Genomic DNA, 14,326 nt, shown 5'->3' on the forward strand with positions numbered 1-14,326 from the left:
AGGGCCGCGTCACTCGCCTGCCGTTACTTGTTCGTGATTTCCCGCAGCAGGCCGGTGTGCACGTCGAAGACGAAGCCGCGCACGTCGCCGGTGTGGGCCAGGAACGGGGAGGTCCGCACCCGGGCCATGGACTGCCGCACGTCCTGGTCGATGTCGGTGAACGCCTCGACCGCCCAGGTGGGCCGCTGGCCGACCTCGTGTTCCAGATCGGTGCGGAAGTCCTCGGTGATGGTCTGCATGCCGCAGTTGGTGTGGTGGATGAGTACGACGGAGCGTGTACCCAGCGCGCGCTGGCTGATGGCAAGGGACCGGATGGTGTCGTCGGTGACCACACCGCCGGCATTGCGGATGGTGTGGCAGTCGCCCAACTCCAGGCCGAGTGCCTTGTGGAGGTCGAGGCGGGCGTCCATGCAGGCGACGACCGCCACCCTCAGGACGGGGGCGGCGCCCATGCCGGGGTCGGTGAACTGTTCGGCGTAGCGCTGGTTGGCGGTGACCAGCCGGTCGGTCACGGAAGCGTCGGCGCCCTGGTCTTCGGGGGCGGGGGGATTCGCGGGGGCGCTGGCATGTATCGACATGTCTATGACGGTATCCGAGCCTGCCGGGACCGCATCGGCGCGCCCGCCCCCGCCGGGCCGCGTGCCGGGGAGTGTGCCCGGGCGTACGGAGGGGCGCACGAGGCGTACGGAGGGGCGCGCCCGGGCGCGGCCGCCGTTGACGGTGGGGCATGGTGGAGTAAAGTGGCGCGAAGTGGTGCCGTCTGCGGGAGGTGTGCCGTGTTCCTGGGATTCCTCGGGACGTACACCCCGCGGCTGGACGACAAGAACCGGCTGGTGCTGCCGTCCCGGTTCCGCGAGCAGCTCGCCGACGGACTGGTGATCACCCGCGGGCAGGAGCGCTGCCTGTACGTATGGCCGGTGGAGGGCTTCCGGGCCGCCACCGAGCAGCTGTCCACCGCGCCGCTCACCTCCAAGGCCGCCCGTGACTACCTGCGGGTGCTGTTCGCCGGTGCGCATGACGAAGTGCCGGACAAGCAGGGCCGGGTGACGGTCCCGCAGCCGCTGCGGGACTACGCGGGCCTGGTCCGGGAGTGCGCGGTGATCGGCGCGAACACCCGGGTGGAGATCTGGTCGGCGGAGGCGTGGGAGCGGTATCTGGCAGACCAGGAAGACACCTTTTCGGCCCTGTCACAGGAGGTTCCGACCGGATTACTGTGAGCGCGGCCCCGCCCCGACGAGGGGCGCGCACCACTTCGTCCCACCCCGGTGCGGACGCGCGGCCCGGCCTCCTCCCGCTCCCCGGCTCCGCTGGCACCACTTCCCCGGTGCCAGGGGAACGTTTCTCCCGAGCGGGCGGGGACCAGGTTCCGCGTCCACCGAGCCGCTGCCGGCCGTAGCGTGTCCGTCGTGCTTGTCTGGCAGGCGACGTTCCTTCGCCGGACCGCCGGACCGCCGACCCGACCCGTACGACCCCGTACGACCGTCCCCACCGTTCGACGCCGTTCCCGACCGTGCGACGCCGTCCCTACCGTTCGATAAGGGCCACATGAGCAACCCGTCCCCGTCCCCGCGGCACATCCCGGTGATGCTGCGGCGCTGCCTCGACCTGCTGGCCCCCGCGCTCGCGCTGCCCGGTGCCGTCGTGGTCGACGCCACGCTGGGGCTCGGCGGGCACAGCGAGGCGCTGCTGACCACCTTCCCCGCCTGCCGGCTGATCGCGGTGGACCGCGACCCGGCCGCGCTGAAGCTCGCCGGGGAGCGGCTGGCGCCGTTCGGGGAGCGCGCCACCCTCGTGCACGCGGTGTACGACGAACTACCCGACGTGCTGGAGCGGCTGCGGGTGCCGCGGGTGCAGGGCGTGCTCTTCGACCTCGGGGTGTCCTCGATGCAGCTGGACGAGGCCGACCGCGGCTTCGCCTACTCCCAGGACGCGCCGCTGGACATGCGGATGGACCAGTCCACCGGGATCAGCGCCGCGGAGGTGCTGAACACCTATCCGCCCGGTGAGCTGGTACGCATCCTGCGGGCGTACGGCGAGGAGAAGTTCGCCCGCAAGATCGTGGACGCGGTGGTGCGCGAGCGCGAGCGGGAGCCGTTCAGCGGCAGCGCGCGGCTGGTCGACGTGATCCGGCAGGCGCTGCCGCAGGCCGCCAAGCGGACCGGCGGGAACCCGGCGAAGCGCACCTTCCAGGCGCTGCGGATCGAGGTCAACGGCGAGCTGTCGGTGCTGGAGCGGGCCGTTCCCGCGGCGGTGGCCGCGCTGGCGGTGGGCGGCCGGATCGCCGTGCTGTCGTACCACTCGCTGGAGGACCGGCTGGTCAAGCAGGTCTTCGCGGCCGGTGCCGCGCACTCCGCGCCGCCGGGCCTGCCGGTGGTGCCCGAGCAGTACCAGCCCCGGCTGAAGCTGCTCACCCGCGGCGCCGAACTGCCGGGCGAGGACGAGATCGCCGAGAACCGCCGGGCCGCGCCGGCCCGGCTGCGCGGTGCGGAGCGCATCCGGGAGGACGTGCGATGAGCGGCGGCGCGGGACGCGACGGGCGACGCACGGGCCGCGGCACCGTACGTGACGCGGTGCGCGGCAGCGCCCTGGGCGCGCGGCTGGGCGCCGGGCGGTCCGCAACCGCGCGGCGCACCCCGTTCGTCGTTCTGGTCGTGACGCTGCTCGCCGGGGGACTCATCTCGCTGCTGATGCTCAACGCGGCCCTGAACCGGGACTCGTTCAAGCTCGACAAGCTCCAGGACCAGACGACCCACTACACCGACCAGCAGCAGCAGCTCCAGCAGGAGGTCGACGGCTACTCGGCGCCGGACTCGCTGGAGCAGCGGGCCCGCGAGCTGGGCATGGTGCCCGGCGGCGACCCGGCCTTCCTCGACCCGAACGGCAAGGTGCAGGGCTCGCCTTCGCCCGCGACCGCCCCGCCCGCGCCCCCGCCGACGACGACCGCGCAGCCGCCCACGACGACGCCGGCCAACCCGGCCACCCCGTCCACCTCGTCCACCTCGTCCACCTCGTCCGCCACGAATCCGGTGGGGACGACCGCGAACCCGGCGGGGACGGCGGACCCGGGCGAGGCCGGCACCCCGACGGGCACCGCGCCGGTGAACGGCACCTCGTCGCGCACCACGCGGTCGACCACCTCCTCGTCGACCGCTTCCACCAGCGGCCCGACCTCGACGACGTCCACCACGTCCTCGACCTCCACGACGACCCCGACCCCCGGCAGGTGAGCGCGTGACCCCTCGCGACGACGCAGACCGCCCGCGCGGCGACGGCCCCCGGCGGCCGTCCTCCTCCGGCGGCGCCGGCGGTGCGAGCCGGGAGGGTGGCAGGGACGCCGGCGCGGCACGCGACGCCCGGTACGGCGGGGGCCGGGACGGCTCGGCGCCGCGCCCGCAGGCCCGCCGCACCGCCCGCCCCACCGCGCCCCGCCCCGACGCCGACCCCGCGGACGGCGGCCGGCCCCGCGCCCCCGCGTACCGCGTCCCGGCGGTGCGGGCGGCTCCGGCGGCTCGGGCGCCCCCGGCCCCCGTCGCGCCCGCCCGCCGCGCCCCGCCGGCCGTTCGCCCCGCCTGCGGCCCCCGCAGCCGGGCGGCCCCCGGGCGGTCCGCCTCGGCGCCGTCCGCCCGCGGCTGCGGCTGGTCGGAGTCGTGCTGACGCTGGTGATGTCGGTGTTCGTGGTGCGGCTGCTCCAGGTGCAGGCGGTCGACGCGTCCGCGTACGCCGCCAAGGCGGCCGTCAACCGCTGGGTCACCCACGAGGTCACCGCCGACCGCGGCACCATCACCGACCGCTCCGGCGTGGACCTGGCGACCACCGTGGACGCCTACGACATCACCGCGGACCCGTACCTGTTCACGCCCGCGCAGGCGAAGGTGAACGACGCGCCGCAGCAGGCCGCGCAACTGCTCGCGCCGATCGTCGGCGGCGACGCCACGAAGATCGCCCAGCAGCTCGCCACCCCGAACTCCCGCTACCAGATCATCGCCCAGCAGCAGTCCCCGCAGGCGTGGAACCAGATCCAGGACCTGAAGTCCACCCTCGCCGCCAAGGGCCCGAACGCCAACGTGCTCGCCGGGATCTTCCACGTACCGCACTCCAAGCGGGTCTACCCGGCCGGCGACCTGGCCGCGGGCGTCGTCGGCTTCGTCAACAGCCAGGGGCAGGGCGCGGGCGGCCTGGAGTCCATGCTCGACAAGGAACTCGCCGGGAAGAACGGCAAGATCCGCTACGCGCAGTCCGACGGTCGCCAGGTGCCCACCGCCGGCAGCCAGGAGCAGCCCGCCGTGCCCGGCACCGACGTGCAGCTCACCCTCGACCGCGACATCCAGTGGGCCGCCCAGAGCGCCATCACCAAGCAGGTGCAGAAGTCCAAGGCGGACCGCGGCTACGTCATCGTGCAGGACCCCCGCACCGGCCAGGTGCTCGCGATGGCCGACGCCCCCGGCTTCAACCCCAACGACCTGACGCACGCCGACCCCGCGTCGCTCGGCAACGCGGCGATGCAGGACGCCTACGAGCCCGGCAGCGTCAGCAAGCTGATGTCGATGTCCGCGATCATCGACACCGGCGCGGCCACCCCCACCACCCGCGTCACCGTGCCCGGCACCCTGCCGCGCGCCGACCGGATCTTCCACGACGACGTCGACCACGGCACCTGGTACCTCACCCTCAACGGGGTGCTCGCCAAGTCCAGCAACATCGGCACCATCGAGGCCAGCGGCCAGCTCGGCAAGACCCAGCCGCAGGCCAACCAGGTGCTCTACGACTACCTGCGGAAGTTCGGCATCGGCCAGCCCACCGGCATCGGCTTCCCCGGTGAGACCCCCGGCATCCTCGCCAAGCCCCAGAAGTGGAACGCCTCGCAGCAGTACACCATCCCGTTCGGCCAGGGCCTGTCGGTCAACGCCCTCCAGGCCACCTCGGTCTACTCCACGATCGCCAACGGCGGGGTACGGGTCGAGCCCAGCCTGATCCGCGGCACCACCGGCCCCGACGGCCGGTTCGTGCCCGCCGCCGCCCCGAAGAAGACCCGGGTGGTGTCCGCGCAGACCGCCAGGACCGTCTCGCAGATGCTGGAGTCGGTGGTCGGCAGCGAGCAGGGCACCGGCATCAACGCCCGGATCGACGGCTACCGGGTGGCCGGCAAGACCGGTACGGCCAACCGGGTGGACCCGCTGACCGGCCGCTACAAGGGCTACACCTCCTCCTTCCTCGGCTTCGCACCGGCCGACAAACCGCGCGTGACGATCTCCTGCGTGATCCAGAACCCCACGAAGGGCAGCTACTTCGGCGGCGACATCTGCGGCCCGGTCTTCAAGCAGGTCATGCAGTTCGCGCTCAAGTCCCTGGGCGTGCCGCCGTCCGGCGCCCCCGCCCCGAAGCTGCCGGTCACCTGGAACCCGTCCGACCCGGCCACCAACGACAAGAAAGTCGGGTGATCACCATCGGCCGCCGATCCACCCCGCCCGCGCCTCCCGCGCCCGGCGGCACCACCAGGCACGACAGCGGTCGTTTTGGCCCGGACCCCGGCTCGCCGGGTAACCTCGCCGCCGTGCCCACAGCTGATCAACCCACCCTCAGACAGCCGGGTGCACCGCGCCCGGCGCACGTGCGCCCCACACCGCTGGCCGACCTCGCCCGCCGCCTCGGCCCGTCCGCGGCCGCGCCGGCGGACGACGGCCCGCAGGTCACCGGCATCACCCACGACTCCCGCGCGGTCCGCCCCGGCGACCTGTACGCGGCCCTGCCCGGCGCCCACGTGCACGGCGCCGACTTCGCCGCGCAGGCCGCCCAGGCCGGCGCGGTGGCCGTACTGACCGATCCCGACGGCACCGAACGCGCGGCCGCGACCGGGCTGCCGGTGCTCACCGCGGCCGACCCGCGCGCCGAGATGGGCGAGCTCGCCGCCGTCGTCTACGGCCGCCCCGGCGAGGGCATGCTGCGGATCGGCATCACCGGGACCTCCGGCAAGACCACCACCTCCTACCTCGCCGAGGGGGGCCTGCGGGCCGGCCACGCGGCCGGCCGCACCGGTCTGATCGGCACCGTCGAGACCCGGATCGGCGACGAGCGGATCAAGAGCGAGCGCACCACCCCCGAGGCCACCGACCTCCAGGCGCTCTTCGCGGTGATGCGCGAACGCGGCGTGGACGCGGCGGTCATGGAGGTCTCCAGCCACGCCCTGATCCTCGGCCGGGTCGACGGCACCGTCTTCGACGTCGCGGTCTTCACCAACCTCAGCCCGGAGCACATGGAGTTCCACTCCGGCATGGAGGACTACTTCCAGGCCAAGGCGCGGCTGTTCACCCCGCAGCGCAGCCGCCTGGGCGTGGTCAACCTCGACGACGAGTACGGCCGCCGGCTCGTCGCGGAGGCCGGCGTGCCGCTGGTGACGTTCTCCGCGCAGGGCAGCCTCGACGCCGACTGGCGGGCCGAGGACGTCCGGGCCGGCCTGATGGACAGCCGCTTCACGGCGATCGGCCCCAAGGGCGAGCGGGTGCAGGCGGTGGCGCCGCTGCCCGGCCCGTTCAACGTCGCCAACACCCTCGCCGCGCTGGCCGCCCTGGCCGCCGCCGGCCTCGACCCGCAGACCGCCGCCGACGGCATCGCCGCCGTCCCCGGCGTCCCGGGCCGGCTGGAGCGGGTCGACGCCGGGCAGCCCTACCTCGCGGTCGTGGACTACGCCCACAAGACCGACGCCGTCGAGTCGGTGCTGCGCGCGCTGCGCACCACCACCGACGGCCGTATCCACGCCGTGCTCGGCTGCGGCGGCGACCGGGACGCCACCAAGCGCGCTCCCATGGGCGCGGCCGTCGCCCGGCTCGCCGACACCGCCGTGCTCACGTCCGACAACCCCCGCTCGGAGGACCCGCTGCAGATCCTCAGCGCGATGCTCGCCGGCGCGGCGCAAGTGCCGGCCGCACAGCGCGGACACGTCATCGTCGAACCCGACCGGGCCGCCGCGGTGGCCGCCGCCGTCGCGCTCGCGCGGCCCGGCGACATCGTGCTGGTGGCCGGCAAGGGACATGAGCAGGGCCAGGACATCGCCGGAGAGGTGCGCCCCTTCGACGACCGAGAGGTGCTGCGCGCCGCGATCGATAAGGACCGACAAGAACAGTGATCCCTCTCACCCTCGCCGAGGTCGCACGTGCGGTCGGCGGGAGCACGCACGACATACCGGACAGTGCGGTACGCGTCACGGGTCCGGTGGTCAAGGACTCCCGCGAAGTGGTCCCCGGCGCCCTGTTCGTCGCGTTCGCCGGAGAGCGCTCGGACGGCCACGACTTCGCCGCCGGCGCGGTCGCCGACGGGGCGGTGGCGGTGCTCGCGTCCCGGCCGGTCGGCGTGCCCGCCATCGTGGTGGACGACGTCCAGGCCGCGCTCGGCGCGCTCGCCCGGCACGTCATCGAGCAGTTGGGCGCGACCGTGGTGGCGCTCACCGGCTCGGCCGGCAAGACCAGCACCAAGGACCTGCTCGCGCAGCTCCTGGAGCGCCTGGCACCGACGGTGTGGACACCCGGCTCCTTCAACAACGAGATCGGGCTGCCGCTGACCGCGCTCAGCGCCGACGAGGGCACCCGGCACCTGGTGCTGGAGATGGGCGCCCGCGGCATCGGCCACATCGCCTACCTGACCGGGCTCACCCCGCCCCGGATCGGCCTGGTACTCAACGTGGGCAGCGCGCACATCGGCGAGTTCGGCGGCCGCGAGCAGATCGCGCAGGCCAAGGGCGAACTCGTGGAGGCGCTGCCGGCCGAGGCCGAGGGCGGCATCGCCGTGCTCAACGCCGACGATCCGCTGGTGAGTGCCATGCGCACCCGAACCAAGGCGAAAGTGGTGACCTTCGGCGAAGCCCCCGAAGCGGACGTACGCGCCGAGAACGTGACGCTGGGCGCCGACGGCCGCCCCCACTTCACGCTGCGCACACCCTCCGGGTGCGCCGAAGTGACCTTGCGCCTGTACGGTGAGCATCACGTGTCGAACGCGCTCGCCGCGGCCGCCGTCGCCCGTGAACTCGGCATGCCTGTCGAGGAGATCGCCACCGCGCTCTCCGCGGCCGGCACGCTCTCGCGCTGGCGGATGGAGGTCACCGAGCTGCCCGACGGCGTGACGGTCATCAATGACGCCTACAACGCGAACCCGGAATCCATGAGGGCAGCCCTGCGGACACTCGCGGCGATGGGCAGCTCCGCACAGGCTCGGGGGGGCCGTACGTGGGCGGTGCTGGGCAAGATGGCCGAACTCGGTGAGCAGTCGCTCGCGGAGCACGACGCGGTGGGGCGGCTGGCCGTCCGACTCAACGTCAGCAAGCTCGTGGCCGTCGGCGGCACGGAAGCCGCATGGCTGCAAATGGGCGCCTACAACGAGGGTTCGTGGGGTGAGGAGTCGGTGCACGTGTCCGACGCGGAGGCGGCGGTCGACCTGGTGCGCGCAGGGGCGCGGCCGGGAGATGTCGTGCTGGTCAAGGCATCGAGGTCGGTCGGACTTGAGTCCGTCGCCCTCGCGCTGATCGAGGCCGGCGGCGGCGCCGACGGCCCGGGAGCGGCCCGCGAGGGTGCCACCCGATGAAGCAGATCCTCGTCTCCGGCGTCCTGGGACTGTTCCTGTCGCTGTTCGGCACCCCCCTGCTGATCCGCCTGCTGGCCCGCAAGGGCTACGGGCAGATGATCCGGGACGACGGCCCGAAGACCCACCACAGCAAGCGCGGCACGCCCACCATGGGCGGTATCGCGTTCATCCTGGCCACGGTGATCGCGTATGTGGTCACCAAGCTGGCCACCGGTGACAAGCCCACCGTCTCCGGTGTGCTGGTGCTGTTCCTGACCGTCGGCATGGGCCTGGTCGGCTTCCTCGACGACTACATCAAGATCGTCAAGCAGCGCAGCCTGGGCCTGCGGGCCAAGGCGAAGATGGCCGGCCAGCTCATCGTCGGCATCGGCTTCGCGGTGCTCGCGCTGAACTTCCACGACTCGCGCGGCCAGACCCCGGCGTCCACGAAGCTCTCCTTCACCTCGGACTTCGGCTGGTCGATCGGCCCGGTCATCTTCGTGATCTGGGCGCTGTTCATGATCCTGGCGATGTCCAACGGCGTGAACCTCACCGACGGCCTCGACGGCCTGGCCACCGGCGCGTCCGTGATGGTCTTCGCCGCCTACACCGTCATCGGCGTGTGGCAGCACGGCGAGTGGTGCGGCGCCCCGGTCAGCGCCAACGGTGCCTGCTACGAGGTGCGCGACCCGCTCGACCTGGCCGTGGTGGCCGCCGCGCTGATGGGCGCCTGCTTCGGCTTCCTGTGGTGGAACACCTCGCCGGCGAAGATCTTCATGGGGGACACCGGCTCGCTCGCCCTCGGCGGGGCGCTGGCCGGTCTGGCGATCTGCTCGCGCACCGAGTTGCTGATGGCCATCCTGGGCGGCCTGTTCGTCCTGATCACCATGTCCGTGGTCATCCAGGTCGGCTCCTTCCGCCTCACCGGCAAGCGGGTCTTCCGCATGGCGCCACTCCAGCACCACTTCGAACTCAAGGGCTGGAGCGAGGTCCTGATCGTGGTCCGGTTCTGGATCATCCAGGGCATGTGCATGGCGGTCGGCCTCGGCCTGTTCTACGCGGCCTGGGTGGCGGCGTCGTGACGGGCACTCAGCCCGGTGCCGGCGGCCCGGCCGGGTCCGAGCAGAGCCCGGCCCGGTCCGAGGACGGCCCGGCCCGGTTCGACGACCCGGCCGACTTCAAGGACGCCCGGGTCACCGTCGCCGGGCTCGGCGTCTCCGGGGTGCCCGCGGCGAAGGCGCTGCACCACCTCGGCGCCCGCGTCACCGTGGTCAACGGCCCGGCCGGCGACAAGCAGCACGCCGAAGCGGCCGAACTGGAGGCACTCGGCATCGCCGTACGCCTCGGCGACGCCGACACCCTCCCCGACGGCACCGAACTGGTCGTCACCAGCCCCGGCTGGAAGCCGTCCAGCCCGCTGTTCGCGGCGGCCGGGGCCGCGGGCGTGCAGGTGTGGGGCGACGTCGAACTCGCCTGGCGGCTGCGCGGACCCGGCGCGGCGCCGTGGCTGGCCATCACCGGCACCAACGGCAAGACCACCGCCACCCGCATGCTCGCCGCGATCCTCACCGCGGCGGGCCTGCGCACCGCGGCTGTCGGCAACATCGGCGTCTCGCTCTTCGACGTCATCCTCGGCGACCAGGAGGGCGGTCCTTACGACGTCCTCGCCGTCGAACTGTCCAGCTACCAGCTCCACTGGGCGCCGAGCATCCGCCCGCACTCCGCGGCCGTGCTCAACCTCGCGCCCGACCACCTCGACTGGCACGGCTCGATGGCCGCGTACGCCGCGGACAAGGGCCGGATCTACACGGGCAACCAGGTCGCCTGCGTGTACAACGCGGCCGACCCGGAGACCGAGCGGCTGGTCCGCGAGGCCGACGTCGAGGAGGGCTGCCGGGCGATCGGCTTCACCCTCCAGGCGCCCACGCCCTCGCAGTTCGGCGTGGTCGACGGCATCCTGGTGGACCGCGCGTTCGTCGAGGACCGGCAGCACCAGGCGCAGGAACTCGCCGAGGTCGCGGACGTCCGCCCGCCCGCGCCGCACAACATCGCCAACGCGCTGGCCGCAGCCGCGCTCGCCCGCGCCTACGGGGTCCGGCCGGACGCCGTCCGCGAAGGGCTGCGGGCCTTCCGGCCCGACGCCCACCGCATCGCCGAGGTCGCCGTCGTCGACGGCGTCACCTACGTCGACGACTCCAAGGCCACCAACACGCACGCCGCCGAGGCGTCGCTGACGTCGTACCCGTCGGTGGTGTGGCTGGCGGGGGGCCTCGCCAAGGGCGCGGAGTTCGACGAGCTGGCCGCGGCGGCCGCGTCCCGGCTGCGGGCGGCGGTCCTGTTCGGCGCCGACCGGGCGGTGATCCGCGAAGCGCTCGCGCGACACGCCCCGCAGGTACCCGTGGTGGAGCTGGAACGGACCGACACTGGGGCGATGTCCGCCGCCGTCGGCACGGCCCGCGACCTCGCCCAGCCGGGCGACACGGTCCTGCTCGCCCCGGCCTGCGCGTCGATGGACATGTTCACCAACTACAACCAGCGCGGTGACGTGTTCGCCGAGGCGGTACGCGCCCTCGCCGCCCGTGGCGGCGGACCGGAGGAGGCCGGCCCGGCCGACCACGGCCGCTGACCCGCGGTCCCGGCTCGGGACGGCGGCCGGCCGTACCCGCGCACCGAGGAGGGGACGCATGCCGCGAGACCGCTTCACCGCCCACGGCGGCGAGGACCGTCCGCCCCCGTCCGGCCGTCGCCCGGCCGACGGCGCGTCCCCGCGTACCCCCGGCCCGGACCGGCTCCCGCCGGCCGGGCGCAGCGGCGGCGGCGCGCCGAAGGGCACGCCCGGCACCCGTGGCACCGATCCGCTGCCGCCGCCCGGCCGTACCGCCGCCGGCGGCGGCCGCGCGGGCGGAGCACGGTCGCCGGGCGAGCGCCCGGCGCCGGATCGCGGCCGGCCGACCGGTGCTGACGGGGCGTCCGGGAACGGCCGCCGGGCCGACGAGGGGCGCCGCACCGACCGGGGCCGGCTCTCCGGCGCCGGCGGGATCTCCGACGGCCCCCGGCCTTCCGGCGAGCGCCGGGCCGACCGGGCACCCAGCGCACCGCGTGCGGGCCAGGGCGCCGAGGGCGCGCCCGCGGGTTCCGGGCGGCGGATGCCGTCCCCCGCGGGTCGCGTGCGGCGGGCCGCCGCCGGCGACGGCCCGGCCGCCCCGCGCGGCGGCGCGAGCACCGCGGACCACGGCGGCTCCCGGGCCGCCGCCGCGGAGCGCGCCGCCGTGCGCCGCGCGGCAACGCCCCCGTCGGAGCGCCCGCGCGGCGCATCCGTACCGGCCGCCCGCCCACCCCGGTTCACGGCCGGCGGCAACCGGCCGCGCGGCAGCGCGCGGCGCGGCGCGGCACGGCTGCCGAAACAGGTTCGCGACGCGTGGGACCGCCCGCTCACCGCGTACTACGTGATCCTCGGCGCCGGGCTGCTGATCACCGTGCTCGGCTTGGTGATGGTCTACTCCGCGTCGATGATCCAGGCGCTGCGCTACGGCCTGCCGTCGACGTACTACTTCCGCAAGCAGCTGATGGCCGTGGCGATCGGCTCGGTGCTGCTGTACGCGGCGGCGCGGATGCCGATCCGGCTGCACCGGGCGCTGGCCTACCCGCTGCTGCTCGGCGCGGTCTTCCTGATGTGCCTGGTCCAGGTGCCGGGGATAGGGCAGACGGTCAACGGCAACACCAACTGGCTGTCCATCGGCGGCCCGTTCCAGCTCCAGCCCAGCGAGTTCGGCAAGCTCGCCCTGGTGATGTGGGGCGCCGACCTGCTGGCCCGCAAGAACGAGAAGAAGCTGCTCACCCAGTGGAAGCACCTGCTGGTGCCGCTGGTGCCGGTCGCCGTGCTGCTGCTCGGCCTGATCATGCTCGGCGGCGACATGGGCACCACCATGGTGCTCACCGCGGTCCTGTTCGGCCTGCTGTGGCTGGCCGGCGCCCCCACCCGGCTGTTCACCGGCGTGCTGGCCGCGGCCGGCGTGCTGGCCGCGCTCTTCGTGGCGACCAGCCCCAACCGGATGGGCCGGCTGCACTGCATCGCCGCGACCTCACCCGGCGCCAACGACCAGTGCTGGCAGGCCGTGCACGGCATCTACGCCCTCGCGTCCGGCGGCTGGTTCGGCACCGGCCTGGGCGCGAGCGTGGAGAAATGGGGCGAACTTCCCGAGCCGCACACCGACTTCATCTTCGCCGTGACCGGTGAGGAACTGGGCCTGGCGGGCACGCTGTCCGTACTCGCCCTCTTCGCGGCACTAGGCTACGCGGGTATCCGCGTGGCCGGTCGCACGGAGGACCCCTTCGTCAGGTTCGCAGCGGGTGGCGTGACCACCTGGATCACGGTCCAATCCGTGATCAACGTCGGTGCGGTGCTCGGCCTGCTGCCGATCGCCGGTGTCCCGCTCCCGCTGTTCTCCTACGGAGGCTCGGCCCTCCTGCCGACCATGTACGCCGTGGGGCTGCTGATCTCCTTCGCCAGAAGCGAGCCGGCGGCGCGGGCGGCCCTGGCCATGCGGGAGCGCAACTCCCTGACCGGGGTGATGAAAAGGACGATGCGACGGCGTACCGGAAGGCGGCCGTCGGGAGAGCGGTGAATGACGGTGCATGTCGTACTCGCCGGTGGGGGGACCGCCGGCCACATCGAGCCGGCGCTCGCGCTCGCCGATGCCCTGCGCAGGCAGGACCCGACCGTGGGAATCACCGCACTGGGCACCGAGCGCGGCCTGGAGACCAGGCTCGTGCCCGAGCGGGGCTACGAACTCGCCCTCATCCCCGCGGTCCCGCTGCCGCGCCGGCCCACCCCCGAACTGATCACCGTCCCCGGTCGGCTGCGCGGCACCATCAAGGCCGCCGAGCAGATCCTGGAGCGCACCAAGGCCGACTGCCTGGTCGGCTTCGGCGGCTACGTCGCCCTGCCCGGCTACCTCGCCGCCAAGCGCCTCGGCGTGCCGATCGTCGTCCACGAGGCCAACGCCCGGCCGGGCCTGGCCAACAAGATCGGCTCCCGCTACGCGCACACCGTGGCCGTCTCCACCCCTGACAGCAAGCTGCGCGACTCGCACTACATCGGCATCCCGCTGCGGCGCTCCATCGCCACCCTCGACCGGGCCGCCGCGCGCCCCGAGGCCCGGCACGCGTTCGGCCTCGACCAGAACCTGCCGACGCTGCTGGTCTCCGGCGGCTCCCAGGGCGCCCGGCGGCTCAACGAGGTGGTGACCACGGTCGCCCCGCGGCTCCAGCAGTCCGGGGTGCAGATCCTGCACGCGGTCGGCCCGAAGAACGAACTGCCGCAGTCCGACAACATGCCCGGCATGCCGCCGTACCGTCCGGTGCCCTACCTCGACCGGATGGATCTCGCCTACGCCGCCGCCGACATGATGCTGTGCCGGGCCGGCGCGATGACCGTCGCCGAACTCTCCGCGGTGGGGCTGCCCGCGGCGTACGTGCCGCTGCCGATCGGCAACGGCGAGCAGCGGCTCAACGCGCAGCCGGTGGTCAAGGCCGGCGGCGGCGTGCTGGTGGACGACGCGGAGCTGACGCCGGACTGGGTGCTGGGGAACGTCCTTCCCGTCCTCACCGACCCGCACCGGCTGTACGACATGTCCCGCGCCGCCGCGGAGTTCGGCCGCCGCGACGCGGACGAGCTGCTGATGCGAATGGTCTACGAGGCGATCGCCGCCCGGCGGTAACGGGGACTCCCGCGGCGGGTTGCCGTACCCGCGGGCGAACCCGTTGCAGGATAGGAGCA

11 protein-coding genes are annotated in these 14,326 nt (G+C 73.8%); 10 read left to right on the top strand and 1 reads right to left on the bottom strand.

Translation table 11 applies throughout. The features are described from left to right. Positions 1-23: 23 nt before the first annotated feature. Positions 24-578 (bottom strand): beta-class carbonic anhydrase, encoded by a 555-nt coding sequence (locus tag OG896_RS30285; protein WP_329370422.1) that lies wholly within the window; start codon positions 576-578, stop codon positions 24-26. 198 nt (positions 579-776) lie between these two features. On the opposite strand from OG896_RS30285, the gene mraZ reads away from it, so the two are divergent. The 10 genes from mraZ (at position 777) to murG (ending at position 14,267) form a co-directional block, all read left to right on the top strand. Next, positions 777-1,217 (top strand): division/cell wall cluster transcriptional repressor MraZ, encoded by a 441-nt coding sequence (gene mraZ, locus OG896_RS30290; RefSeq protein ID WP_329370424.1) that lies wholly within the window; start codon positions 777-779, stop codon positions 1,215-1,217. Positions 1,218-1,545: 328 nt separating this feature from the next. Next, on the top strand, positions 1,546-2,514 hold the full coding sequence (rsmH, locus tag OG896_RS30295) for a 16S rRNA (cytosine(1402)-N(4))-methyltransferase RsmH (RefSeq protein ID WP_329370425.1): 969 nt from the start codon (positions 1,546-1,548) through the stop codon (positions 2,512-2,514). Then, positions 2,511-3,227 (top strand): hypothetical protein, encoded by a 717-nt coding sequence (locus OG896_RS30300; RefSeq protein ID WP_329370427.1) that lies wholly within the window; start codon positions 2,511-2,513, stop codon positions 3,225-3,227. The genes rsmH and OG896_RS30300 overlap by 4 nt, the downstream gene beginning before the upstream one ends. 420 nt (positions 3,228-3,647) lie before the next feature. Further along, positions 3,648-5,438 carry a peptidoglycan D,D-transpeptidase FtsI family protein gene (locus tag OG896_RS30305; RefSeq protein WP_443057178.1) on the top strand — a complete coding sequence of 597 codons (1,791 nt, stop codon included), beginning with the start codon at positions 3,648-3,650 and terminating at the stop codon, positions 5,436-5,438. Beyond that, a complete protein-coding gene (locus OG896_RS30310; RefSeq protein ID WP_329370429.1) occupies positions 5,435-7,120 on the top strand; it encodes a UDP-N-acetylmuramoyl-L-alanyl-D-glutamate--2,6-diaminopimelate ligase in 1,686 nt (561 codons plus the stop codon). Before OG896_RS30305 ends, OG896_RS30310 begins: the two co-directional genes overlap by 4 nt. After that, positions 7,117-8,568 (top strand): UDP-N-acetylmuramoyl-tripeptide--D-alanyl-D-alanine ligase, encoded by a 1,452-nt coding sequence (locus OG896_RS30315; RefSeq protein ID WP_329370431.1) that lies wholly within the window; start codon positions 7,117-7,119, stop codon positions 8,566-8,568. The genes OG896_RS30310 and OG896_RS30315 overlap by 4 nt, the downstream gene beginning before the upstream one ends. Continuing rightward, positions 8,565-9,629 (top strand): phospho-N-acetylmuramoyl-pentapeptide-transferase, encoded by a 1,065-nt coding sequence (gene mraY, locus OG896_RS30320; RefSeq protein WP_328462969.1) that lies wholly within the window; start codon positions 8,565-8,567, stop codon positions 9,627-9,629. Before OG896_RS30315 ends, mraY begins: the two co-directional genes overlap by 4 nt. A 140-nt stretch (positions 9,630-9,769) precedes the next feature. Next, positions 9,770-11,173: a UDP-N-acetylmuramoyl-L-alanine--D-glutamate ligase gene (gene murD, locus OG896_RS30325; RefSeq protein WP_329374379.1), complete on the top strand. Its 1,404-nt coding sequence runs from the start codon at positions 9,770-9,772 to the stop codon at positions 11,171-11,173. Positions 11,174-11,693: 520 nt separating this feature from the next. After that, entirely contained in the window at positions 11,694-13,172 is a 1,479-nt protein-coding gene (gene ftsW / locus OG896_RS30330) for a putative lipid II flippase FtsW (protein ID WP_329374380.1), read from the top strand. A 6-nt stretch (positions 13,173-13,178) separates the two neighbouring features. After that, positions 13,179-14,267, top strand: a complete 1,089-nt coding sequence (gene murG, locus OG896_RS30335; RefSeq protein WP_328473970.1) for an undecaprenyldiphospho-muramoylpentapeptide beta-N-acetylglucosaminyltransferase — start codon at positions 13,179-13,181, stop codon at positions 14,265-14,267. The last annotated feature ends 59 nt before the right edge of the window (positions 14,268-14,326 follow it).

Source organism: Streptomyces sp. NBC_00669 (assembly GCF_036226785.1).
Classification (GTDB): Bacteria; Actinomycetota; Actinomycetes; order Streptomycetales; family Streptomycetaceae; genus Actinacidiphila.

Bases quoted from the DNA above. Each gene is read 5' to 3' on its own strand.
- OG896_RS30285 (WP_329370422.1), bottom strand. From the start codon at position 578: ATGTCGATACATGCCAGCGCCCCCGCGAATCCCCCCGCCCCCGAAGAC.
- OG896_RS30300 (WP_329370427.1), top strand. From the start codon at position 2,511: ATGAGCGGCGGCGCGGGACGCGACGGGCGACGCACGGGCCGCGGCACC.
- rsmH (WP_329370425.1), top strand. From the start codon at position 1,546: ATGAGCAACCCGTCCCCGTCCCCGCGGCACATCCCGGTGATGCTGCGG.
- mraY (WP_328462969.1), top strand. From the start codon at position 8,565: ATGAAGCAGATCCTCGTCTCCGGCGTCCTGGGACTGTTCCTGTCGCTG.
- ftsW (WP_329374380.1), top strand. From the start codon at position 11,694: ATGCCGTCCCCCGCGGGTCGCGTGCGGCGGGCCGCCGCCGGCGACGGC.